21 protein-coding genes are annotated in these 24,287 nt (G+C 60.8%); 12 read left to right on the forward strand and 9 right to left on the reverse strand.

Annotation, left to right across the window (positions count from 1 at the left end):
* Window positions 1-202 precede the first annotated feature (202 nt).
* Entirely contained in the window at window positions 203-844 is a 642-nt protein-coding gene (locus E4O97_RS18185; RefSeq protein WP_248161883.1) for an HAD family phosphatase, read from the forward strand.
* On the opposite strand, the gene E4O97_RS18190 is transcribed toward E4O97_RS18185, so the two are convergent.
* Window positions 822-1,727, reverse strand: a complete 906-nt coding sequence (locus E4O97_RS18190) for a LysR family transcriptional regulator (RefSeq protein ID WP_248161885.1) — start codon at window positions 1,725-1,727, stop codon at window positions 822-824. The genes E4O97_RS18185 and E4O97_RS18190 overlap by 23 nt on opposite strands.
* A gap of 102 nt (window positions 1,728-1,829) precedes the next feature.
* On the opposite strand from E4O97_RS18190, the gene E4O97_RS18195 reads away from it, so the two are divergent.
* Complete coding sequence (locus E4O97_RS18195; protein ID WP_248161887.1) at window positions 1,830-2,999, forward strand: aspartate aminotransferase family protein; 1,170 nt, start codon at window positions 1,830-1,832, stop codon at window positions 2,997-2,999.
* Window positions 3,000-3,121: 122 nt separating this feature from the next.
* Here the strand turns inward: E4O97_RS18195 and punR are convergent, their stop codons facing one another.
* Window positions 3,122-4,036 (reverse strand): DNA-binding transcriptional activator PunR, encoded by a 915-nt coding sequence (gene punR / locus E4O97_RS18200; RefSeq protein ID WP_032877190.1) that lies wholly within the window; start codon window positions 4,034-4,036, stop codon window positions 3,122-3,124.
* Between the two features lie 122 nt (window positions 4,037-4,158).
* On the opposite strand from punR, the gene punC reads away from it, so the two are divergent.
* Window positions 4,159-5,343, forward strand: a complete 1,185-nt coding sequence (gene punC / locus E4O97_RS18205) for a purine nucleoside transporter PunC (RefSeq protein ID WP_005786270.1) — start codon at window positions 4,159-4,161, stop codon at window positions 5,341-5,343.
* A gap of 127 nt (window positions 5,344-5,470) precedes the next feature.
* On the opposite strand, the gene E4O97_RS18210 is transcribed toward punC, so the two are convergent.
* A complete protein-coding gene (locus tag E4O97_RS18210; protein WP_078820654.1) occupies window positions 5,471-6,304 on the reverse strand; it encodes a nucleoside-binding protein in 834 nt (277 codons plus the stop codon).
* Window positions 6,305-6,461: 157 nt separating this feature from the next.
* Here E4O97_RS18210 and E4O97_RS18215 point away from each other — a divergent pair, with 157 nt between their 5' ends.
* A complete protein-coding gene (locus E4O97_RS18215) occupies window positions 6,462-7,964 on the forward strand; it encodes a nucleobase:cation symporter-2 family protein (RefSeq protein WP_032877188.1) in 1,503 nt (500 codons plus the stop codon).
* Between the two features lie 100 nt (window positions 7,965-8,064).
* Here the strand turns inward: E4O97_RS18215 and E4O97_RS18220 are convergent, their stop codons facing one another.
* The gene (locus E4O97_RS18220) at window positions 8,065-8,997 is read right to left on the reverse strand and encodes a proline iminopeptidase-family hydrolase (RefSeq protein ID WP_103733561.1); all 933 of its coding nucleotides are present in this window, start codon (window positions 8,995-8,997) and stop codon (window positions 8,065-8,067) included.
* 90 nt (window positions 8,998-9,087) lie between these two features.
* Entirely contained in the window at window positions 9,088-9,852 is a 765-nt protein-coding gene (locus tag E4O97_RS18225; RefSeq protein ID WP_005786276.1) for a LuxR family transcriptional regulator, read from the reverse strand.
* Between the two features lie 183 nt (window positions 9,853-10,035).
* Here E4O97_RS18225 and E4O97_RS18230 point away from each other — a divergent pair, with 183 nt between their 5' ends.
* From E4O97_RS18230 to E4O97_RS18255, 6 genes are read left to right on the forward strand one after another with little or no spacing between them, the layout of a single operon-like run.
* Entirely contained in the window at window positions 10,036-10,923 is an 888-nt protein-coding gene (locus tag E4O97_RS18230; protein WP_032877186.1) for a proline iminopeptidase-family hydrolase, read from the forward strand.
* Between the two features lie 3 nt (window positions 10,924-10,926).
* Window positions 10,927-11,874, forward strand: a complete 948-nt coding sequence (locus E4O97_RS18235) for an ABC transporter permease (protein ID WP_032877185.1) — start codon at window positions 10,927-10,929, stop codon at window positions 11,872-11,874.
* Window positions 11,871-12,728, forward strand: a complete 858-nt coding sequence (locus tag E4O97_RS18240; protein ID WP_078820656.1) for an ABC transporter permease — start codon at window positions 11,871-11,873, stop codon at window positions 12,726-12,728. Before E4O97_RS18235 ends, E4O97_RS18240 begins: the two co-directional genes overlap by 4 nt.
* Entirely contained in the window at window positions 12,725-13,681 is a 957-nt protein-coding gene (locus E4O97_RS18245; protein WP_032877184.1) for an ABC transporter ATP-binding protein, read from the forward strand. Before E4O97_RS18240 ends, E4O97_RS18245 begins: the two co-directional genes overlap by 4 nt.
* Window positions 13,678-14,649 (forward strand): ABC transporter ATP-binding protein, encoded by a 972-nt coding sequence (locus E4O97_RS18250; protein ID WP_248161889.1) that lies wholly within the window; start codon window positions 13,678-13,680, stop codon window positions 14,647-14,649. Before E4O97_RS18245 ends, E4O97_RS18250 begins: the two co-directional genes overlap by 4 nt.
* Before the next feature lie 31 nt (window positions 14,650-14,680).
* Window positions 14,681-16,195, forward strand: a complete 1,515-nt coding sequence (locus E4O97_RS18255; protein WP_248161891.1) for an ABC transporter substrate-binding protein — start codon at window positions 14,681-14,683, stop codon at window positions 16,193-16,195.
* Between the two features lie 69 nt (window positions 16,196-16,264).
* Here E4O97_RS18255 and E4O97_RS18260 read toward each other — a convergent pair whose 3' ends face one another.
* The 4 genes from E4O97_RS18260 to E4O97_RS18275 form a co-directional block, all read right to left on the reverse strand.
* A complete protein-coding gene (locus E4O97_RS18260; RefSeq protein WP_032877181.1) occupies window positions 16,265-17,005 on the reverse strand; it encodes a YciK family oxidoreductase in 741 nt (246 codons plus the stop codon).
* Between the two features lie 186 nt (window positions 17,006-17,191).
* Window positions 17,192-17,863, reverse strand: coding sequence for an N-acetylmuramic acid 6-phosphate phosphatase MupP (mupP, locus tag E4O97_RS18265; RefSeq protein ID WP_032877180.1), 672 nt, complete (start codon window positions 17,861-17,863; stop codon window positions 17,192-17,194).
* A gap of 4 nt (window positions 17,864-17,867) precedes the next feature.
* Window positions 17,868-18,566 (reverse strand): bifunctional 2-polyprenyl-6-hydroxyphenol methylase/3-demethylubiquinol 3-O-methyltransferase UbiG, encoded by a 699-nt coding sequence (gene ubiG, locus E4O97_RS18270; RefSeq protein WP_003172645.1) that lies wholly within the window; start codon window positions 18,564-18,566, stop codon window positions 17,868-17,870.
* A gap of 61 nt (window positions 18,567-18,627) precedes the next feature.
* Window positions 18,628-19,959, reverse strand: coding sequence for a TRZ/ATZ family hydrolase (locus E4O97_RS18275; RefSeq protein WP_248161893.1), 1,332 nt, complete (start codon window positions 19,957-19,959; stop codon window positions 18,628-18,630).
* A gap of 109 nt (window positions 19,960-20,068) precedes the next feature.
* On the opposite strand from E4O97_RS18275, the gene mtnA reads away from it, so the two are divergent.
* On the forward strand, window positions 20,069-21,139 hold the full coding sequence (mtnA, locus tag E4O97_RS18280; protein WP_248161895.1) for an S-methyl-5-thioribose-1-phosphate isomerase: 1,071 nt from the start codon (window positions 20,069-20,071) through the stop codon (window positions 21,137-21,139).
* A 425-nt stretch (window positions 21,140-21,564) separates the two neighbouring features.
* Entirely contained in the window at window positions 21,565-24,219 is a 2,655-nt protein-coding gene (gene gyrA / locus E4O97_RS18285; protein WP_005786294.1) for a DNA gyrase subunit A, read from the forward strand.
* Window positions 24,220-24,287 lie beyond the last annotated feature (68 nt).

Raw genomic sequence — 24,287 nt, forward strand, 5'->3', positions numbered from 1 at the left:
ACCAAAATGTGGGAGGGGGCTTGCTCCCGATAGCAGGGTGTCAGCCACTGAAGATAGTGACTGATGCACCGCCATCGGGAGCAAGCCCCCTCCCACATTTGATCCGAGTCTTTTCAGACACTTCTTACGCCCCGACGCGCGCCTCTCTCTTCCAGATCTGCCAGACTCCAGCTGCTATCAAGCCACGCCAACGGAGGATCTGATGACGATTCGTGCAGTAGTTTTTGATTTCGGCGGTGTCCTGTTCGACTGGAGCCCGCAGCACCTGTACCGCAAGCTGATCGCCGATGAGGCAGAGCGGCAGTGGTTCCTCGATAACATCTGCACCCAGGCCTGGAACACCGAGCAAGATGCCGGTCGTACCCTGGCCGAAGCCACCCGCACCCTGATTGACCAACACCCCGATCACCACACCTTGATCCAGGCTTATTACGAGCGCTGGCACGAGATGCTGCGCGGTGAGTTAGCCGACGGCGTGGCGATTCTCAAGGCGTTGCACAAAGCCGATATGCCATTGTTCGGGCTTACTAACTGGTCGGCGGAGACCTTCCCCTACGCCCGGGCCCACTATCCGTTCCTGCAACTCTTTCGAAACATCGTCGTGTCCGGCGAATTGAAATTGATCAAGCCTGACCCGGCGATCTACCACGCCAGCCTTGATCAGGTCCGCGCTCACCTGCCGGACGTAAAACCGAGTGAAGTGGTGTTTATTGACGATGTCGTCGGCAACACCGAGGCTGCTATCGCCTTGGGTTGGCAGGGCATTCATCATGTATCTGCCGAGCGCACCGCCGCGCGTCTGCGGGCGTTGGGCGTGGCCTTTAATGTGCCCACTTTTCCATGACGAAATCGACGAATGCCCGCAGCTTGGGCAGGCGGTAACGGTCATGGCGATACAGCAGGTGCATCGGGCGGCTGGGCAATTTATACGTGGTTAACAGGGCCACCAGCTTGCCGCTCTCCAGGTCCGGTTGCACCAAGGCGTCGGCCAGCATCGTGATGCCCATGCCGTTGACGGCCGCCTGGCGCAAGCCTTGCGAGCTGTTGATGGTCAATGACCCCGCCACCGGAACCTCCACCTCGCTGCCATCCTCGCTCATGCGCCACAGTTTGTCGGTGTCACGCCAGTTGTCGTTCGCAGGGTAGGCGAATGCCAGGCAGTCATGTTGTTGCAGGTCCTGCGGGGTCTGCGGCGTGCCGCGTCGCGCCAGGTAGGCAGGCGATGCGCAGAGGGTGAGCGTATAGGGCTGCATAGGCCGGGCGATCAGGCTGGAGGTCCCCAGTTCACCGAGACGGATCGCTACGTCGAAGCCACTGTCGACCAGGTCCATGCGTTCATTGCCCAGCACCACGTACAGGTCGATAAGCGGGTAGCGCTGGGAAAATTCGCTCAAGGCCGGCACCAGGCGTTCGGTGCCGAACACGGGAGGCGCTGTGATGCGCAGGCTGCCCTTAGGAGCTTCGCTGTGGATTTGCTCGGCCAGCAGTTCGGAGTCCGCCACCAGCCCCAGCACTTCCATGCAGCGCTGGTAATATTGCCCGCCAAATTCGGTCAGGTTCTGTTTACGCGTGGTGCGTTTGAGCAAGCTCACGCCCAACCGTTGCTCCAGCGCCCGCAGATGGTTGCCCACCATGGTGGTCGACATCCCGCATTCTTGCGCGGCGGCAGTCATGCTGCCGGTTTCGACCACTTTCACGTACACCGACATTGCCTGGAACAGATCCATTATCAAGCCCTGGTTTAAAGTCATTGCAGATATTCGCAGTTTATCCAGCGCAGGTGGTTAACGATACTTCCATCACCGCAACGATGCACTGGAGCCGCAACCATGACCGCCGCCTGCCTGATGAGCACCTACCAACCCTTGGCCCTGAGCTTCACCCGTGGCCTGGGCACGCGCCTCTGGGACCAGCAGGGCCGCGAATACCTGGACGCTGTCGCCGGCGTAGCGGTGACCAATGTCGGCCATTCCCACCCCAGGCTGGTGGCAGCTATCAGCGAACAAGCCGGTTTGCTGCTGCACACGTCCAACCTCTACAGCATCGACTGGCAACAACGGCTGGCCCAACGCCTGGCGCAGCTGTCCGGGCTCGATCGCGCGTTCTTCAACAACTCCGGCGCCGAGGCCAACGAGACAGCGCTTAAACTGGCGCGCTTGCATGGCTGGAAAAAAGGCATTGAACAACCGTTGGTGGTGGTGATGGAGAACGCCTTTCACGGCCGCACGCTGGGCACCATGGCCGCCAGTGACGGGCCGTCGGTGCGCCTGGGCTTTCAGCGCCTGCCGGGGGATTTCATCAAGGTAGGCTTTGGCGATATGCAGGCTTTGGAGGTGATCACTGCGCAGTTCGGCACGCGCATCGCAGCTGTGCTGCTTGAGCCGATCCAGGGTGAAAGTGGTGTGGTGGTGGCGCCAGTGGGTTATCTCAAAGCCTTGCGCGATCACTGCACGCGCCACGGCTGGCTGATGATGCTCGACGAAATCCAGACCGGCATCGGGCGCACCGGCGCCTGGTTTGCCTTCCAGCACGAAGGCATCGTGCCAGACGTGATGACGCTGGCCAAAGGCCTGGGCAATGGCGTGCCCATCGGCGCCTGCCTGGCCCGCGCCGCCGTCGCCGAGCTGTTCACCCCAGGCAGTCATGGCAGCACCTTTGGTGGCAACCCGCTGGCGTGCCGTGTCGGTTGCACCGTGCTGGATATCATTCATGAGCAAGGCTTGTTGCAAAACGCCGCACACCAGGGCGAACACTTGCTGGCGCGCTTGCGCATGGAGCTGGATGGGCACCCGCACGTCCGGGCAATTCGTGGCAAAGGCTTGATGATCGGGATTGAGCTGGCCAGCCCTTATCGCGACCTGGCCCAACGTGCCGCCCAGGAGCACGGGCTGCTGATCAACGTCACACGGGGCAAGATCATTCGCCTGTTGCCGCCGCTGACGTTGGATGCCAAGGAAGCCGAGATGATCGTACGGACCATCACCCGATTGCTGGATTGAAAACGCAATCAAAGTGTGGGAGGGGGGCTTGCTCCCGATAGCAGTGTGTCAGCCACTGGAGATATTGACTGATACACCGCTATCGGGAGCAAGCCCCCTCCCACAGTGGTTCTGTGTGGGGTTCAGAGGGAGGGGCCATTCAGCCATTCCTGGTTCATGGTTTCGGTATCTCCCAGGTATTCCAGCAACCACGCCATGGCCGGCGAAAGCTTGCTTTGCGCCCACGCCACGCATGATGGGCTGGCTGGAAAGGGCCGGCTCAATTGCAGCGCCACCAACTCGCCGCGCTCGATCCATGGCAATACCTGATGGGCCGGCGCCATCCCTACACACAGCCCATCGCGTAGGCAATCCAGGGCCGAAGCCCAGTTGGGCACCACCAGGCGGCGCTGGTTATCCAGGGTCCAGGTGTCACGCTTGGGCAGATTGCGCGAGGTGTCAGTCATGCACAGTGAGGCGAAAGGGCGCAATTGGTCATCACTGAGCAAGCCTTCCACCGCCGCCAAGGGGTGCCGGGCACTGACCACACACAGCCAGTTCAACAGGCCCATGTCACGGAAGCTGAAGTGACTGGCCACCGGCACTGCGCTGGTGGCGCCGATCACGATGTCGGTGCGCTCATCGGCCAGCGCATCCCATACGCCGTTGTACACCTCGTATTCGAGCAGCAGTTCCACCTCGGGAAACTGCCGATAGAAGTCCAGCACCAATTGGCGGCAGCGCTGGGGTTTGACGATGGAGTCCACCGCCACCTTCAACTGGCCGCTCCAGCCATTGGCCACCTGCTGGCACAAGCGTCGGGTGCCGAGCATTTTCTTCATCACGCTGCGGGCTTCGTCGATAAACAGGCGGCCGGCTGGGGTCAGTTCCACGTCGCGATGCCGGCGCACAAACAAGGGCACGGCCAGCCATTCTTCAAGTTGGCGTACGGTGTAACTGATGGCCGACGGTACGCGGTGCAGTTCCTGGGCGGCGGCGCTGAAGCTGCCGTGACGGGCGACGGCGTCGACCACATCCAGAGAATATTCCGACCACATGTGGGCTGCCTTCAAAATTATTGATGAGAGTGTCCAATTATTATCGCTTCACACAGATTTTGTCAGCTTCATAATGGTCGCCAGTCAGCAAATAGTTTGATGGCAGTTTTTACAAGGCTTCGATGAAAAATTCTTTTGGTTTTACCTGGTATCTGGCGGGGCTGAGTATGCTCGGCTATCTCGCCATGGACATGTACTTGCCGGCGTTTGGCGCCATGGGCGAGCAGTTGAATATTGGTGCTGGCGCGGTGGGCGCCAGCTTGAGCATTTTTCTCGCCGGCTTTGCGGTGGGGCAGTTGGTGTGGGGGCCGCTCTCGGACCGCCTGGGGCGCAAGCCCATTCTGCTCGCGGGCTTGAGTCTGTTTGTGCTCGGTTGCCTGGGCATGTTCTGGGTCGAGACCACCCCGCAACTGCTGGCGCTGCGCTTTATACAGGCGATTGGTGTGTGTGCCGCGGCCGTGAGCTGGCAGGCATTGGTGATCGATCGCTACCCGGCCGACAAGGCCCATCGCGTCTTCGCCAGCATCATGCCGTTGATGTCGCTGTCGCCGGCCCTTGCACCGTTGTTGGGTGCCATGGTGTTGAATCACTTTGGTTGGCAGGCGATCTTCGGCGTGTTGCTGGTGGTGTCACTATTGCTGCTGTTGCCGACCTTGTTCCTGCGTAGCCTGCCCAAGCGTGTGGAGCACAAGGGCGGACCCACGCGTCTGGGGTATGGACAGTTGCTCACCTCGCGGGTGTTTACCGGCAACGTGATGATTTTCGCCGCCTGTTCGGCCAGCTTCTTCGCATGGCTCACGGCCTCGCCGTTCATCCTCGGCGGCATGGGTTACAGCCCGAATGACATCGGCCTGAGCTACGTACTGCCGACCCTGGCGTTTCTCGTTGGCGGCTACAGTTGCCGCAGCGCCTTGCAGCACCTGGCGGGCAAAACCCTGTTGCCGTGGTTGCTGGGCGCCTATTGCCTGAGTATGGTGGCGTTGTACCTGGTGGCCACCTTGAGCGTGCCGACCCTGACCACCTTGCTGATTCCGTTCTGCCTGATGGCGCTGTGCAACGGCGCCAGCTACCCGATCGTGGTGGCGAATGCGCTGATGCCATTTGCCGAAAACTCCGGCAAGGCGGCGGCACTGCAAAATACCCTGCAACTTGGGCTGTGCTTCCTGGCCAGCTTGTTGGTGTCGTCGATGATCGAGCAACCGCTGATGATCACGGTGATTGTGATGTTGGCGACGGCGCCGCTGGCGGTGTTGGGGTATTGGCTGGCGCGGCCGAAGCGCAATACTTCCGAACTGGCCAGCGCCTGAGCTGGCAATACGATCAAAATGTGGGAGGGGGCTTGCCTGCGATAGCGGTCTGTCAGTTAGCCCATCTGGCACTGATACACCGCTATCGCAGGCAAGCCAGCTCCCACATTTTTTTGCGTTTCTTCAGTTAGAACGTGACTTCCATGTTCAGCGTCGGCGTTGAGGTGCGGCTGCCACGGCCACCATCCACGCCGAACTTGTTATGCCAGTACTCATAGCCCACTCCTAAATACAGGTTCGGCTTGACGCTTTTACCCGGCCGTACCGCCACCATCAGCGCCGTGCGCATGAGCGCTTCCGGTGCCGTATCGCGGCCATGATAGTCCTCGCCTTTCTCCCCGACGTAATTGATAAACCCCTGGAATTTCGCCGCGTGGTTGCCGACCTCGAACGGGCGCATCCACGTCAGGTTAAGCATGTAGGTGTCGTCGAAGGTGTGGTTCGACTCTTGCGCGCCGGGAATGCCGGTGTGGTTCTTTTCCTTGTAGTACATCAGGCTCAGGTCCAGCACGCCGACGGTGTTGAACTTCAAGGTCGGGCCGATCACCAGCGCGCGCTTTTTGGCTGAGGCGAAGTTGTTGTTGCGGTTGGCGTCGAAACCCAGGGTCAGGGCGTAATCCTTGATCAACCCGGTGCCCGGCGGCAGATCGAACACGCGCGAGGCATACAGCTGGTGCCGGTACACGGCATACACCTCGCTGCCGCCATGGTCGGTACCCTTGCGTGGGTCACGGCTATCGGACAGAAACACATCGAGGTTGAGGAAGTTGCTGCCATAGCGGTAGCCGCTGGCGTGGGTGAAGCTGTAGATACGCTTGCTGAAATCGTCGGGGTTGTTCGGATTGGTGAAGTGCTGGCCGTAGCGAAATCCTACGCTGTTGTTCATCCATTCCACCGCGACAGCCTCACCACCGCCCAGAAGGGTCAATGCAACGGTTGCGCCCTGTAGTGCCTTTTTCATTATTTTTGTCCTTTGGCGTTCTGGCTCATGACGGCCGGATTATTTTTGTAACGCCGCGGGAGGGTATCTTGTTCGATTGATTGTATACAACTCTATGGACATACAGTCTGAATATTGCATACAGTGAGCGCACAACAAAAACAGAGAACCCCTCACCATGACTATCCCGAAGGCGTCACCGCAGCGGCCCGAAGATGAAAATCTGGGCGTTGCCGCCAACATGGCTTACGGCCTGCAGCATGTACTCACCATGTACGGCGGCATCGTCGCCGTGCCGTTGATCGTCGGCCAGGCCGCCGGGTTGTCGCCGGCGGATATTGGTCTGTTGATTGCCGCGTCGTTATTTGCCGGTGGCTTGGCCACGTTGCTGCAAACCCTTGGCCTGCCGTTCTTCGGCTGTCAGTTGCCGCTGGTGCAGGGCGTGTCGTTCGCGGGCGTGGCGACCATGGTGGCGATTGTCGGCAGCGACGGTGCGGGAGGTATTCCGGCAATTCTCGGTGCGGTGATGGCCGCGTCGTTGATCGGCCTGTTGATCACCCCGGTGTTTTCACGCATTACCAAATTTTTTCCGCCACTGGTGACCGGCATCGTGATCACCACTATCGGTCTGACGCTGATGCCAGTGGCTGCGCGCTGGGCCATGGGCGGCAACAGCCGTGCGGCGGATTTCGGCAGCATGTCGAATGTCGGCCTCGCGGCCCTGACTCTGGTGCTGGTGCTGCTATTGAGCAAAATCGGTAGCGCCACGATCTCGCGTTTGTCGATCCTGCTGGCAATGGTGATCGGCACAGTAATCGCCGTACTGCTTGGCATGGCTGACTTCTCCAGCGTCACGCAAGGGCCGATGTTTGGCTTTCCTACACCTTTCCACTTTGGTATGCCGACCTTTCATGTGGCCGCGATCATTTCCATGTGCATCGTGGTGATGGTGACGCTGGTGGAAACTTCGGCGGACATCCTCGCAGTGGGCGAGATCATCGACACCAAGGTTGACTCCAAGCGCCTGGGCAATGGCCTGCGCGCCGACATGCTGTCGAGTATGTTCGCGCCGATCTTTGGTTCGTTCACCCAAAGCGCGTTCGCCCAGAATGTCGGCCTTGTGGCGGTGACCGGTGTGAAGAGCCGCTTTGTGGTGGCCACCGGCGGGGTGTTCCTGGTGGTGCTGGGCCTGTTGCCCTTTATGGGGCGGGTGATCGCGGCGGTGCCCACCTCGGTGCTGGGTGGCGCGGGGATCGTGTTGTTCGGCACGGTCGCCGCCAGCGGTATTCGTACGCTGTCCAAGGTGGATTACCGCAACAACATGAACCTGATCATCGTTGCCACGTCCATCGGCTTTGGCATGATCCCCATCGCCGCGCCGAGCTTTTACGATCAGTTCCCGAGCTGGTTCGCGACCATCTTCCACTCGGGCATCAGTTCGTCGGCAATCATGGCGATCCTGCTGAACCTGGCGTTCAACCACTTCACCGCGGGTAACTCGGACCAGCAGTCAGTGTTTGTGGCGGGGACTGAGCGCAGCCTGTGCTTTCGCGACGTGGCCGCGCTGCGTGATGGGGATTATTACCGGGGCGGGAAGTTGTTTGATGCAGAGGGTAAGGAGATTCCTCTGGTAGCGGATACCTCAAAGAAAGCTGCAAAACCCGAAACCACTGAGGTCTAAAAATGTGGGAGGGGGCTTGCTCCCGATAGCAGTGTGTCAGCCACTGAAGATATTGACTGATACACCGTCATCGGGAGCAAGCCCCCTCCCACATTGGAATCTAGCCAGCCTTGCGGGCTTTGTGCGGCATTGAACACACCTCATCCAAAAACTTCACCACGGTCCCCATGCACGCCTGGCGTTCTTCCACATGGGGCATGTGGCTGGAGTCTTCAAACAGTGCCCAGCGCACGTCTGCTATCTCATCCAGAAACGGCTTGACCACCAGCGGTGTGGCTTCGTCATGCCTACCGGAAATCACCAGGGTCGGCACCTTGATCGCGTCCAGGCGGCCAATCACGTTCCAGTCCTTCAAGCTGCCGATCACGTGGAATTCAGTCGGGCCGCTCATGGCGTGGTACACCGTCGGGTCTGCGTCGACCTGGGCGAAGGTGCGCGCCACTTCCTCGGGCCATGGGTTGACCCGGCACACGTGCTGGTCATAGAAAATCCGCGAGGCCGCCAGGTATTCCGGGTCTTGATAAGTGCCGGCCTGTTCATGTTTGAGCAGGGTTTCGTGCACGCCTTCGGGCAGCAGTTTACGCAGGCGATTGGCTTCGCTGACCCAGGTGCGCATACAGGTTGGTGAGTTGGCGGGGATAAACGCGCGCAGGCCCTTGGGCTGCAAGATCGCGTGTTCGCTGCCCAGCATACCGCCCCAGGATTGACCGAGGATCGCGTAGTTCTCGCTGATCTGCAGGTGGTCCAGCAGGTTGTTCAACTCGTCGAGGAACAGACCGATGGTCCAGAACGAAGGATCTTTGTGGGGCAGGTGCGTGGAGCGACCGTTGCCCAGTTGGTCATAGTGGATCACCGCGTGGCCGCTGGCGGCGACATCCTTGAAGGCATCGACGTAATCGTGGGTGCAGCCCGGGCCGCCATGGATGATCACCAGCGGCGTGCGGCCCGTGCCCAGGTCACCGGTGACGCGATACCAGGTCTGGTAGGCGCCAAAGGGTGCGAAGCCTTCGCGAACTTTTTCGATGAATTCCATTTCGTACCCTCTGAAAAAAATGATCAGGGTTACGATAATCTGAACAAAAAGTTTAGGTAACTAGCAAAACAGCTAGGTTTTTGCGAAAACTCAACCTTCCAGCAAGCGGTAATGCGTGGCCCGCACCACCGCTTGGACGCGGTTCTTAGCCCCCAGTTTGTGCATGGCCGAGGCCAGGTGCAGGGTGACGACTGCCAGGGAGCGGCTCAGTTTGGTGGCGATTTCGGCGGCGGTCAGCCCATCGGCGGCCCATTTCAGGCATTCGCGTTCGCGCTTGGTCAGGTGGATGTGCGGGTAGGCGCGCAGTTCCTTGCTGAACAACGGGTAAGCCGCTTCCTGCAGGGCATGGGTGATCAGGCTGAAGTCGGCCAATGTGTGCTGTGCGTCCTTCAATACCGTGCGCGCCTTGCCGGTGCGCAGGCCGGTCAGCGATGCGAAGCCACCACGGGGCAAGTGAATGGGCACGCTGACGCCGCAGGTCAGTTCACGTTCGTGCAGGTACGAGGAAACGGGGGCGTGGCACGGGTCGATGATTTTTTGCAGGGCGGTCTCGGTTTTCGCTTCATAGGACCAGACAAACGGCGATACCGTGCTCAACGCCAGGTGCTGCACCGGGTCGATCTGGTAAAACCCTTCGCTGCACCATAAGGCGTGCCAGTCGGGCGGTGTGTTGCGCAGTTGCAACACAGAGGGGGTAATCAGCGTGCCATTGAGGTCGATGGGCACCGGCGTGTAGTCGTACACCAGCGCATCGAAGCCCAGTTGTTGGGCGAGAATAAACGTATTGTCCATCTGTTCATCCAGGCTCCTGCCCGGCATGAGGCGATTATTGAAGGCGGTCAGCTTGGCCAGCATCCGTTCTGCTCCCGAATTCATTTGAATCTCGACTTGCTGCAAGTAGAATGCCACGCCCCGGCGAAGGACAGCCAGGCCAAACCTATAGGAAATACTAGGTTATGGACGCACGGTATCCTCGGTAGTGTTGACCTGATAAACGGCCGCTACCCGCCAGGCCGATACAACACAAGGAATGTATGCATGTGGCGTGAAATTGCCCCCGACCAGCAGTACAACGTACAAGTCGACGGCCATAACCTCGTGGTCTACAGCTTTGGCGAAGGCGATGAAGTGCTGCTGTGTCTCAACGGCGGCCCAGGCCTGCCGTGTGACTATCTGCGTGACGCTCATGGCTGGCTCAAAGCGCATAACCTGCGAGTGGTTGCATTCGACCAGCTTGGCACGGGCGCATCAGCCAGACCGACCGATGTTGCGCTGTGGGAAATCCGCCGTTATGTCGAAGAAGTCGAGACCGTGCGCCAAGCCCTGGGCCTGGGCCGCGTGCATTTGCTCGGGCATTCCTGGGGCGGTTGGCTCGGTATCGAATACGCCATCCATTATCCCGATGCGCTGAAAAGCCTGATCCTGGAAAATACCGTCGGCGACATTCCCCATCTGTCCCAGGAACTCGAACGCCTGCGAGGCGCCCTGGGCAGCGAAACCGTGGCCATGATGCAACGCCACGAAGCCATGGGCACCCTCGACCACCCGCAATACCAGGCCGCCATCACCTTGCTCAACTACCGCCATGTGTGCCGCCTCGACGAGTGGCCGGAGCCGCTCAAACGCTCCCTGGGCGACTGGAACATGGGGCCCTACGCAACCATGCAGGGGCCCAACGAGTTCCTCTATATCGGCAACCTCAAGGACTGGAACCGCCTCAAGGAGATGGCTGAATTCAGGATGCCGATCCTGATCACTACCGGCCAGCACGACGAACTGACCCCCGCCTGCGCCATGCGCATGAAGCTGGCCGCCACACACGCCGAACTGCACGTATTCCCCAATAGCAGCCATATGCCGTTTTATGAGGAACCTCAAGCATACTTCCCGGTGCTGCTGGACTTTCTCGCTCGCAACCGAGGCTGACGGATGAACCTGGCGCGTTACCGTTTTGTCCTGTCCCGGCCGTTGCAACTGCTGCCGGTGCTGTTTGGCATCAGCCTGATCACTTTTGTGTTGGTGCGCTCGATCCCCGGCGACCCAGCGCGGGCTTTGCTTGGCTCGCGCAGTACGCCGGATGCGCTGCTGAAAATCCGTGCCCAGTTCGGCCTCGACCAGCCCTTGTGGCTGCAATATTTCTACTTCCTGAAAAACCTGCTCAAGGGCGACCTCGGCCAATCGCTGCTGTACAAGGTCGACGCGCTGAAACTGATCGTTACCCGCATCGAGCCGACGCTGGTGCTGGTGCTGGGCAGCGTGGCCCTGGCGTTGCTGATCGCGGTGCCGCTGGCGACAGTAGCGGCGCGCCACAAAGGCGGTTGGGCGGACAACCTGATCCGCGTTTTCACCACGGTCGGCCTGGGGATGCCGGCATTCTGGCTGGGCTTGATGCTGATCCTGCTGCTGAGCGTGCAATGGGGCCTGTTCCCGGTGTCTGGCTATGGGCGGACCTGGCTGGACAAGGCCCACCATATGGTGTTGCCGTGCCTGACCATCGCCCTGGCGCTGTCGGCGGTGCTGGTGCGCAACCTGCGGGCGAGTATGTTGATGGAGCTGCAGGCCGATCATGTCACCGCCGCCCGGGCCCGAGGCTTGTCCGAGGCTGCGGTGTTTCGTCGGCATGTACTGCCCAACTCGCTGGTGCCGGCCGTCAACCTGCTGGCGGTCAACATCGGCTGGCTGATCAGCGGTACGGTGGTCATCGAAAGCCTGTTTGCGATTCCGGGCATCGGCCAATTGCTGGTGCGCGGTATTTTCACCCGTGACTACATGGTGGTGCAGGGCGTGGCGATGGTGCTGGCCTGCGCCACGGTGGTGGTCAACTTCGTCGCCGACATAGTGACGGTAGCGCTCGACCCACGGGTGAAGATGCAATGAGCAGCCGCCCACTGATTGCACCCTGGCGCTTGCGCCTGCGCTTTGGCTTTCGCAATGGCCGCCTGACCGCCGCCTGGGGCCTGCTGATCCTGTTGACGTGGCTGGCCCTGGCGCTGTTTGCGCCGTGGATCGCACCGTTTGACCCCATCGCGCAAAACACCGACATGAGTTTGCTGGCGCCCAGCCTTGCCCATCCGCTGGGTACCGACAATTACGGCCGGGATGTGTTATCGCGGGTGATCTGGGGCGCGCGCATCGACCTGCAACTGGCGATTGTCGGGGTGATCTTCCCGTTCATCATCGGCACTTTCGTCGGCGCGGTGTCCGGTTATGTGGGTGGGCGTTTCGACAGTTTCTGTATGCGCGTGATCGATGTGGTGCTGGCGTTCCCGTTCCTGGTGCTGATGCTGGCGATCATGGCCATTCTGGGGCCTGGCTTGCAGAGCTTTTATATCGCCATGGCACTGGTGGGCTGGGTGTCGTATGCGCGGTTGATTCGCTCGCAGATCCTGGTGCTCAAGGAAAGCGAGTTTGCCCTGGCCGCCAAGAGCCTGGGGTTTGGCCATGGGCGCATTCTGTTCCTGCATTTGCTGCCCAATGCCCTGTTTGGCTCCATCGTGTTTTCCATGTCCGACGCGGTGCTGGTGCTGCTCAACGGCGCCGCCGTGAGTTACCTGGGCCTGGGCGTGCAACCGCCTACCGCGGAATGGGGGACGATGGTGGCCGAGGGGCAAGCCTTTATCACCACGGCCTGGTGGATCTGCACCTTCCCGGGGTTGGCCATTGTGACCCTGGCCATGGGCTTCAGCCTGTTGGCCGACGGTGTCGCGCAAGTGTTGGGGGACCGCTCGTGAGCCTGCTGCAAGTGCGCGACCTCAGCGTGATCGCCAACAACAGCGGGCGTGATGTCACCTTGGTGGATCGCGTGTCCTTCGACCTGGCCGAAGGTGAGATTCTCGGCCTGGTGGGTGAGAGCGGGTCGGGCAAGACCATGGCCTGCCGCGGCTTGATGCGCCTGCTGCCATCGCCCAGCCTGCGTGTGCAAGGCGGCGCCGTACGCCTGGCCGGCCAGGACCTGCTGCAACTGGATGACGCCGGTATGCGCGCCGTGCGTGGCGGGCAACTGGGCATGATCTTCCAGAACCCCAGCAGCCACCTGGATCCGCTGATGCGCATTGGCGAGCAGATCGCCGAGGGCATCCGCCTGCATCAAGGTGCGTCGAAAAAGGACGCCCGCTTGCAGGCTATCGAGGTGCTGCGCCAGGTCGGGATTCCTGACCCGCAGGCGCGGGTCGACAACTATCCCCATGAGTTTTCCGGCGGTATGCGCCAGCGCGCGATGATCGCCGTGGCACTGGGCTGCAACCCGAAAGTGCTGATTGCCGACGAGCCGACCACGGCCCTGGATGTGACGGTGCAGGCGCAAATCCTGCGCCTGTTGCTCGACCTGCGCGACCAGCGTGGCCTGTCGATCATCATGATCACCCATGACCTGGGCGTGGTCGCGCAAACCTGCGATTCCATCGCGGTGATGTACGCAGGGCGCCTGTGCGAGCACGGCAGCAAATACGAGCTGCTGGCGCGGCCGCAACATCCCTATACCGCTGGGCTGATCGACTGCCAGCCGGCCCACAGCAGCGGTCATGCCTTGTTGCGCACAATCCCTGGCCAGCCGCCGTTGCTCGATGCCTTGCCTGACGGTTGCCGCTTTAATCCGCGTTGCCCGCAGGCCGGGGCCTTATGCACCGAGCTGTTGCCCCAAGGCGCACGCGTGGCCTGTCACTATCCACTGGGAGGTCGCCCATGAGCCTGTTGCAGATCAAGGACCTGGAGGTGCGCTTTGCCGCGTCCGGCAGTGGCCTGCTCGGCCTGAACAAGCAGTGGGTGAGGGCGGTGAACGGGGTGTCGCTGAACCTTGCCGCCGGTGAAACCCTCGGCTTGGTGGGCGAGTCCGGCAGCGGCAAGAGCACCCTGGGCCGGGCGATTTTGCACCTCAACCCGATCAGCGTCGGCCAGGTGCTGTTTGACGGTATCGATATGGCGCACGGCAGCGCCATCGACATCGCCCGCCTGCGCCATGAAACCGCGATGATTTTCCAGGACCCGTACGCCGCGCTGAACCCCCGGCACAGCATTGGCGAAACCCTCGCCGAGGTGTTGCGCGTGCAGCGCAAGGTGGGTGTGGAGCAGATCCCGGCACGCGTCAATGAGCTGCTGGAGTTGGTGGGCCTGCGCCCCGAGTTGGCCGGGCGCAAACCGGGCTCCCTCAGCGGCGGCCAATGCCAGCGCGTGGGTATCGCCCGGGCACTGGCGGTGGAGCCGCGCCTGATCATTGCCGATGAATGCGTGGCCGCGCTGGATGTGTCGATCCAGGGCCAGATCATCAACTTGCTGCTGGAACTGCAACAACGCATGAACCTGGCGATCCTGTTTATCGCCCATGACCTGGCCATCGTGCGGCGCCTGTGCGACCGCGTGGCGGTGATGTACCTGGGCAAGATCGTCGAGGAAGGACCGGTGGAGGCGGTGTTCACCACGCCGCGTCATCCGTATACGGCGGCGTTGATCGAGGCGATTCCCGAGATTGACCCGCATCGGCCATTGCCCGCGCACCCCTTGCCGGGTGAGCCGCCCAGCCCACTGAATCTGCCTACAGGCTGTGCGTTTCACCCGCGTTGCCGGTACGCGCGAGCGGTGTGTTCCTCGGTGTTGCCGCCGACCCATTTCCTGCACGAGCATCGGTACAGTTGCGTGCTTGAAGAACCTTTGCTTTGACCTCTGCCATTCATTAACAAGGAGTTGTGATATGCAATCGCGCCACTTGAAATTGCTCGCCGCCGCTACGCTGACCGCTTGGTCCCTGACCGCTGGCCTGGTCCAGGCCGCTGGTGTCCTCACCATCGGCTGCCGTGAAGACAGCACCACCTTCGACCCGATCAAAAGCGCGCAAAACCGCGACACCTGGGTGTTTGCCAACGTCTACGACACCCTGGTGCGCGTGGATAACCTGGGCACCAAGATGGAACCGGGCCTGGCCGAGAGCTGGGAGATATCCGAGGATGGCTTGACCTACACCTTCAAACTGCGTGAAGCGAAGTTCTCCGACGGATCAAAGATCACCGCGGCCGACGCGGCGTTCAGCCTGTTGCGCATCCGCGACAACAAGGCGTCGTTGTGGAGCGATCCGTTCAGCCTGATCAACACCGCCAAGGCCAGCGATGCGAAGACCCTGGTGGTCACTTTGAAAACCCCGGCGGTGGCCTTCCTCTCGCAACTGGCGTCGCCGACGGTGTCGATCCTGTCGGAAAAAGCCATGACCGAGATGGGTGAAGACGCCTACTCGGAAAACCCGGTGACGTCCGGTGCGTTTACCGTGGAAGAGTGGCGCAAGGGCGACCGGGTCATCCTGAAGAAGAACCCGAATTTCTGGCAGGCCAATAACGTCAGCCTCGACGGCGTGGAGTGGGTGTCGGTGACCGACGACAACACCCGTATGCGCATGGTGCAGAACAACGAACTCGACACGGCGATCTTCGTACCGTTCTCGCGGGTCGAAGAGCTGAAGAAAGACAAGAACGTGGTGATCCACGCCGACCCGTCTACCCGTGAAGATCACTTGTTGATCAACCACGAGCACGGCTTGCTCGCCAAGCCGCAGGTGCGCCAGGCATTGGACATGGCCATCGACAAACAATCGCTGGTGAAAACCGCTACTTACGGTCAAGGCACCGTGGCGTATTCCTACATTCCCAAAGGCTCGCTGTACCACTACGCCAACAACCTGCAACGTCCTTATGACCCGACTGAGGCCAGGAAACTGCTGGAGGAGGCTGGTGCCAAGGACTTGAAGCTCAACTACGTGGTCAACGCCGGCAACGAGGCCGACGAGCAGATTGCGGTGATCATCAAGGACCAGTTGGCCAAGGTCGGCGTGACCGCCAACCTGCAAAAGGTCGACCCGACCCAAAGCTGGCAGATGCTGGTGGACGGTGAGTACGATATTTCGGTGATGTACTGGACCAACGACATCCTCGACCCGGACCAGAAGACCACATTCGTGCTGGGCCACGACACCAACCAGAACTACATGACCCGCTACAAGAACGACAAGGTCAAGGCGCTGGTAGCTGCGGCGCGAGTCGAGGCAGACCCGGCCAAGCGTGAGCAGATGTATGTCGAGTTGCAGAAACTGGCGAAACAGGATGTGAACTGGATTGACCTGTACTACAGCCCGTACATCAATATTTCACGCAAGAATGTGAGCAACTTCCTGCAGAACCCGCTGGGCCGTTTCACCCTTGAAGAAGTAGTCAAAAACTAAAGATTGCTGGGAATCAATGTGGGAGGGAGCAAGCCCCCTCCCACATTTTGATCTGGGTTGTGTCAGTTATTATTGCGCGTCAAACGCCTGCCCATTGATGCCCGCACTGTCCGGCCCCATCAGGTACAGGTACACCGGCATGATGTCTTCCGGCGCCGGCCTTTCCATCGGATTCTCACCGGGATACGCCTGGGCCCGCATACTCGTGCGTGTACCGCCCGGGTTGATGCTGTTGGCGCGCACTGCCGCTACATCTTCCAGCTCATCGGCCAGGGTTTGCATCAAGCCTTCGGTGGCAAACTTCGATACACCATAAGCCCCCCAGTACGCCCGCCCCTTGCGCCCGACGCTGCTGGAGGTGAACACCACCGATGCATCCTGGGACAGCTTGAGCAGCGGCAGCAAGGTGCTGGTCAGCATGAACATCGCGTTGACGTTCACATGCATCACGCGCATGAAATTCTCGCCGGACAACTGCTCGATGGGCGTGCGTGGGCCGATGATCGAGGCGTTGTGCAACAGGCCGTCGAGGCGGCCGAATTCTTTTTCGATCATCGCTGCCAGCTCATCGTATTGATGGGGCAGGGCGGTCTCCAGGTTGAACGGGATCACCACCGGTTGCGGCTGGCCGGCGGCTTCGATCTGGTCATACACCTGGGCCAGGTTGGCTTCGGTCTTGCCCAGCAACAGCACGGTCGCGCCATGGGCGGCATAGGTCTTTGCCGCTGCTGCGCCAATCCCGCGGCCGGCGCCGGTGACCAGGATGACCCGGCCTTTGAGCAGTTCTGGAGGGGCAGAATAATCAAACATAAATAGCCTCGACAAAATTCAGTAGGTAATACCAATTTTGAGTGCATTGAAAATCCAATGTGGGAGGGGGCTTGCTCCCGATAGCAGTGTGTCAGTCACTGCATTTACTGACTGACCCACAGCTATCGGGAGCAAGCCCCCTCCCACATTTTTTAATCTTCATGGGTCATTAGAGTGTGGGAGCCATCAGCAACTGCACAGCGCGTTATCCAGCACCTTGCGCAATTCCAGCGGGTGATCCACCACCACATCCGCGCCCCAGTGACGTGGGTTGTCATCCGGGTGGATATAGCCATAGGTGACCGCCGCCGTGCGCGTACCGGCATCGCGGCCGGATTCGATATCACGTAGGTCATCGCCCACGAACAATACGCTCGCCGGGTCGAGGTCGAGCAGCTTGCACGCCAGAATCATCGGCTCCGGGTCCGGCTTGCTGTTTTTCACGTGGTCCGGGCAGATCAGCACGGCCGAGCGCTCGGCCAGGCCCAGTTGCTGCATGATCGGTTCGGCAAAGCGCACGGGCTTGTTGGTGACCACACCCCAGATCAACTTGGCCTTCTCGATGTCTTCCAGCAACTCGGCCATGCCGTCGAACAGTTTGCTGTGCACCGCGCAGCCCTTGAGGTAGCGATCGAGGAATTCCTGGCGCAGCTCTTCAAAGCCTGGCGATTCAGGATCCATCGAAAAGGTCACGGCAACCATCGCCCGCGCACCGCCGGAGATTTCATCGCGGATGTGCTGCGGGTTGATCGGTTCCAGGCCGCGGTCGGCGCGCATGGCCTGGCAGATGGCGATAAAGTCCGGCGCGGTATCCAGCAGGGTACCGTCCATGTCGAAGAGAACCGCTCGCAACTTCACAGGCTTACTCCTCGCGCAGGGTCTGGATCATGTAGTTGACGTCAACATCGCTGGCCAGCTTGTAGTGCTTGGTCAGCGGGTTGTAGGTCAGGCCGATGATGTCCTTGACGGTCAGCCCGGCCTGACGGCTCCACGCACCCAGCTCGGAGGGGCGGATGAATTTCTTGAAGTCATGGGTGCCACGCGGCAGCAGCTTCATGATGTATTCGGCGCCAATGATCGCGAACAGGTAAGCCTTGGGGTTGCGGTTGATGGTGGAGAAGAACACCTGGCCGCCCGGCTTGACCATACGGAAACACGCACGGATGACCGAGGATGGGTCCGGCACGTGTTCCAGCATCTCAAGGCAGGTCACCACGTCGAACTGCTCGGGCATTTCCTCGGCCAGGGCTTCGGCGGTGATCTGGCGGTATTCCACGCTCACGCCGGATTCGAGCTGGTGCAACTGCGCCACGGCCAATGGCGCTTCGCCCATGTCGATACCCATCACGGTCGCGCCGCGTTGAGCCATGGCTTCGCTGAGGATGCCGCCGCCGCAACCCACGTCCAGCACCTTCTTGCCGGCCAGGTTGACGCGCTCGTCAATCCAGTTGACCCGCAGCGGGTTGATGTCGTGCAGGGGTTTGAACTCGCTCTCGCGGTCCCACCAGCGGTGGGCGAGGGCTTCGAATTTGGCGATTTCTGCGTGGTCGACGTTGCTCATGATGAATCCTCTAAATCTGAAAAATCGGTGAGTGGGTGCCGAGCGCATGGGCTCAGCGCCTTCATTCGCTGTGCCCGCTGATGCGTTGGCCCCAGGCAATGGCCGTGGCGGTCAACTGTTGTTCATCCATGCGGGTCAATTGCCGGTCGTCGAGCAATGGCTTGCCGGCGACCCAAAGGTGTTTCACGCAATCGCGTCCGGTGGCATATATAAGCTGTGAGACCGGATCGTAGATCGGTTGTTGCGCCAGCCCCGACAGATCGAAGGCGACTATATCTGCGGCCTTGCCGACTTCCAGCGAGCCAATCTCGCTTTCCAGGCCCATGGCCCGTGCACCGTTGAGCGTTGCCATGCGCAGGGCACGGTGGGCGTCCAGGGCGGTGGCCGAGCCGGCGACGGCCTTGGCCAGCATCGCGGCGGTACGGGTTTCGCCCAGCAGGTCCAGGTCATTGTTGCTGGCGGCGCCGTCGGTGCCGATGGCCACATTGACCCCAGCCTGCCACAAGCGCTCAACCGGGCAAAAGCCGCTGGCCAGTTTCAGGTTCGATTCCGGGCAATGGATGATGCTGGTGTTGCTTTCTACCAGCAAAGCCAAGTCTTCTTCGCTGATTTGGGTCATGTGAACGGCCTGGAAGCGCGGCCCGAGCAAGCCGAGGCGACCCAGGCGCGCCAATGGCCGCTCGCCGGTCTGCTCCACGGCTTGTTGTACTTCAAAGGCGGTTTCATGCACATGCATATGGATCGCGGCGTCCAGCTCTTCGGCGATCACCCGGATCTTTTCCAGGTTGGCGTCGCACACGGTGTAGGGCGCGTGAGGGCCGAAGGTGATCTTGATGCGCGGGTGGTGCTTGAGGTCGCCGAACAGCTCGATGCCCTGGCGAAGCGCCTCGTCGGCAGTGCTGGCGCCGGGAATCGGGAAGTCGAGGATCGGCATGGCGATCTGCGCGCGCATACCGCTATTGTGCACGCAATCGCTGGCGACCTTGGGGAAGAAGTACATGTCGGAGAAGCAGGTGATGCCGCCCTTGATCTGTTCGGCGATGGCCAGGTTGGTGCCGTCGCGCACAAAGGCTTCATCGACCCATTTGGCTTCGGCCGGCCAGATGTGTTTTTCCAGCCAGGTCATCAACGGCAGGTCATCGGCCAAGCCACGGAACAGGCTCATTGCCGCATGGCCGTGGGCGTTGATCAAGCCGGGGCTGAGCAACATGCCGGGCAGTTCGCGCACCTCATTGGCCGCCAGCTTCAATGCGGCGGCCCGTGGGCCGATAAAGGCAATGCGCCCATCGCGGATGCCCAGACCATGCTCTTTGAGCACCACGCCGGCAGGTTCGACCGGTACCAGCCAGGTCGGCAAGAGCAACACGTCGAGCGGGGCGGCAGTGGAGGTCATCGCAGGCTTCTTCCCAGGCAGCTATAAAAGAAGGGCGAAGTATACCCGAGCGTCCTGGCTGGCGGATCGCTATAATCCGCGGCTTTTGTTCATGAGTGCGGGGTAAGGGATGCGCGACCGACTGTTGGCTGCAGAGAAAGTGAAGGCCATCGATTGGCGTGACGGCGCGCTGTACCTGCTCGATCAGCGCGTGTTGCCGTCCCGGGAGAGCTGGGTGGCCTGCCATACCGTCGCGGCGGTGGCCGAGGCCATTCGTTCGATGGTGGTGCGGGGCTCAGTAGCCATCGGCATCAGTGCCGCCTATGGCCTGGTGCTGGCTGCCCGTGAGCGCATTGCCGAGGGTGGCGACTGGCAGGCAGCGTGGGAAGAACACTACGCGCTGCTGGCCGATAGCCGCCCGACCGGGTCGAATCTGTTCTGGGCACTCAAGAATATGCGCGACTGCCTGGACCGCCTCAAGCAGCACGCCGACCCGGTTGCCGTGCTGGAAGCCCAGGCCATTGTGATCCATGAAAGCGACCGGGAGGCCAATGTGGTCATGGCCCAGTTGGGTATGGAGCGGATTCGCAAGCACCAGGGCAACGCCCAGGCGATCCTCACCCATGGCAACGCCGGTGCATTGGCCACGGGCGGTGTCGGCACGGCCCACGGCGTGATTCGCGCGGCGTTCCTGGAGGGGCTGGTCGAGCAGGTCTATGTCAACGAAACCCGTCCATGGCTGCAAGGCTCGCGCCTGACGGCGTGGGAGTTGGCGGGCGAGGGCATCCCGGTGACGGTGAATGCCGACTCCGCCGGGGCGCATATCCTCAAGACCAAAGGCGTGACCTGGGTGGTGGTCGGTGCTGACTGTATTGCCGCCAATGGCGACGTGATCAGCAAGATCGGCACTTATCAGCTGGCCGTCTGTGCCATGCACCATGGCGTGCGCTTTATGGTGGTGGCGTCGAGTTCGACGCTCGATTTGATGATGGCTACTGGCGATGATGTTGCACTGGAGGCGCGCGATCCCGCTGAGCTGCTGGACGTCATGGGGCAGCGCCTGGAGGTGGATGCGTTTAATCCGGTATTTGATGTGACCCCGGCCGACCTGATTGATGTGATCGTGACTGAGAAAGGCGTGGTCGAGCGGCCGGATACTGCCAAATTGGCCAGGTTGATGTGCCGTAAGCGGCTGCATTGAGGACAGTGGTGTCTGTGAAATAGCAATCGGGGGCAAGCCCCCCTCCCACATTTTGACTGTGTTCACAATTCAAGTGTGGGAGGGGGCTTGCCCCCGATTGGGCCCGAAAGTCAATAAAACCCTCGGATCCATCCTCAAAAAACAGCATCACCCCACCTCTGAGCCCCTCTCGTCCCCTTCAAGCCTGTCATCCGTCAAATTACTAGCCTCCATGCGCATCAGGGGGATAGGTGCGTGGCGGCGATTGTGATAACATCCGGCGGTTTCCAGGGCTGCCCCGAGGGGTTGCTCATAACGCGCAGATCCGTGTCATAACTCGTTGATTTGTCGTAAGTCGTTGTCAGGCACCGTGCCGGCAGCGGCGAGCTTCGTTCGTCCCGAATGGATGTGACGAGGTTTCACCCGAAAAAGGAATCAGGCTTCTCATGGGCGAACTGGCCAAAGAAATCCTCCCGGTCAATATCGAAGACGAGCTGAAACAGTCCTACCTCGACTACGCGATGAGCGTAATTGTCGGTCGGGCACTGCCTGATGCGCGCGATGGCTTGAAGCCCGTGCACCGGCGTGTGCTGTTCGCGATGAGCGAGCTGGGTAACGACTGGAACAAGCCGTACAAGAAATCTGCCCGTGTTGTCGGTGACGTGATCGGTAAGTATCACCCTCACGGCGACACTGCGGTGTACGACACCATCGTTCGGATGGCCCAGCCGTTTTCCCTGCGCTACCTGCTGGTAGACGGCCAGGGCAACTTCGGTTCGGTCGACGGCGACAACGCCGCGGCCATGCGATACACCGAAGTGCGCATGACCAAGCTGGCGCACGAGCTGCTGGCCGACCTGCATAAAGAAACCGTGGACTGGGTGCCGAACTACGACGGCACCGAAATGATCCCGGCCGTCATGCCCACCAAGATCCCCAACCTGCTGGTCAACGGCTCCAGCGGTATCGCCGTGGGCATGGCCACCAACATCCCGCCGCACAACCTCGGTGAAGTCATCGATGGTTGCCTGGCCCTCATCGACAACCCCGAGCTGACTGTCGATGAGCTGATGCAGTACATCCCCGGCCCGGACTTCCCGACCGCCGCGATCATCAACGGTCGCGCCGGCATCATCGAAGCCTACCGCACCGGTCGCGGGCGCATTTACATGCGTGCCCGTTCGATGATCGAAGACATCGACAAGGTCGGTGGCCGCCAGCAGATCGTCATCACCGAACTCCCGTACCAGTTGAACAAGGCGCGTCTGATCGAGAAGATCGCCGAGCTGGTTAAAGAGAAGAAGCTCGAAGGCATTACCGAACTGCGCGACGAGTCCGACAAAGACGGTATGCGCGTGGTGATCGAACTGCGTCGTGGCGAAGTGCCTGAGGTGATCCTCAACAACCTCTACGCCCAGACCCAGCTGCAAAGCGTGTTTGGTATCAACGTGGTTGCACTGATCGACGGCCGCCCACGCATCCTGAACCTCAAGGACCTGCTGGAAGCCTTCGTACGTCACCGTCGCGAAGTGGTCACCCGCCGTACCGTGTTCGAACTGCGCAAGGCTCGCGAGCGCGGCCACATCCTGGAAGGCCAGGCCGTTGCGTTGTCGAACATCGACCCGGTGATCGCCCTGATCAAGGCCTCGCCAACCCCGTCGGAAGCCAAGGAAGCGTTGATCAGCACGCCTTGGGAATCCAGTGCCGTGGTGGCCATGGTTGAGCGCGCAGGCGCCGATTCTTGCCGTCCGGAAACCCTGGACCCGCAATACGGCCTGCGCGAAGGCAAGTACTTCCTGTCGCCGGAGCAGGCCCAGGCCATCCTGGAACTGCGCCTGCATCGCCTGACCGGTCTTGAGCACGAGAAGCTGCTTGCCGAGTACCAGGAGATCCTCAACCAGATCGGCGAGTTGATCCGCATCCTCAGCAGCGCCGTGCGCCTGATGGAAGTGATCCGCGAAGAACTGGAAGTGATCCGCGCCGAGTACGGCGACGTGCGCCGCACCGAAATCCTCGATGCGCGCCTGGACCTGACCCTGGGTGACATGATCCCGGAAGAAGAGCGCGTCGTGACCATCTCCCACGGTGGCTATGCCAAGACCCAGCCGTTGGCTGCGTATCAGGCCCAGCGTCGTGGCGGTAAAGGTAAATCGGCTACCGGCGTCAAGGATGAGGACTACATCGCTCACCTGCTGGTCGCCAACAGCCACACCACGCTGCTGCTGTTCTCCAGCAAGGGCAAGGTGTACTGGCTCAAAACCTACGAAATCCCGGAAGCTTCCCGTGCTGCCCGTGGTCGCCCATTGGTCAACCTGCTGCCGCTGGACAGTGATGAATACATCACCACCATGCTGCCGGTCGAGGAATACACCGAAGGTCACTTCATCTTCATGGCTACCGCCAAGGGCACCGTGAAGAAGACCCCGCTGGAATCCTTCAGCCGTCAACGCAGCGTGGGCCTGATCGCCCTGGAGCTGGATGAAGGTGACGTACTGATTTCCGCCGCCATTACCGATGGTGAGCGCGAAGTCATGCTGTTCTCCGATGGCGGCAAGGTTACGCGCTTCAAGGAATCCGACGTGCGCGCGATGGGCCGTACCGCCCGCGGTGTACGTGGTATGCGCCTGCCGGAAGGGCAGAAGCTGATTTCGATGCTGATCCCGGAAGAAGGCAGCCAGATCCTCACCGCTTCCGAGCGTGGCTATGGCAAGCGCACTGCCATCAGCGAGTTCCCGGAGTACAAGCGTGGCGGCCAGGGCGTGATCGCCATGGTCAGCAACGACCGCAACGGCCGCCTGGTTGGCGCGGTACAGGTGCTTGATGGCGAGGAGATCATGCTGATTTCCGACCAGGGGACGCTGGTGCGTACCCGTGTGGCTGAAGTGTCGAGCCTGGGCCGTAATACCCAGGGCGTGACCCTGATCAAGCTGGCCAAGGATGAAAAACTGGTCGGCCTGGAGCGTGTGCAGGAGCCTTCGGAAGTTGAAGGTGAAGAGCTGGAAGGCGAGGAGTTCGACGGCGAGGTGATCGCAGCCGGCGATGACAACGTCGACGAGCCAACCCTCGATGCTGCCGCAGACGAAGAAGAACCGCAGGAATAAGCGGACACACAGGGGGCGGATGAAGATTCGCCCCCTTGTTGTTTGTCCCCTTTGAAAAATACACGTCC

It is taken from the genome of Pseudomonas sp. W15Feb34 (assembly GCF_023127765.1).
Classification (GTDB): domain Bacteria; phylum Pseudomonadota; class Gammaproteobacteria; order Pseudomonadales; family Pseudomonadaceae; genus Aquipseudomonas; species Aquipseudomonas synxantha_A.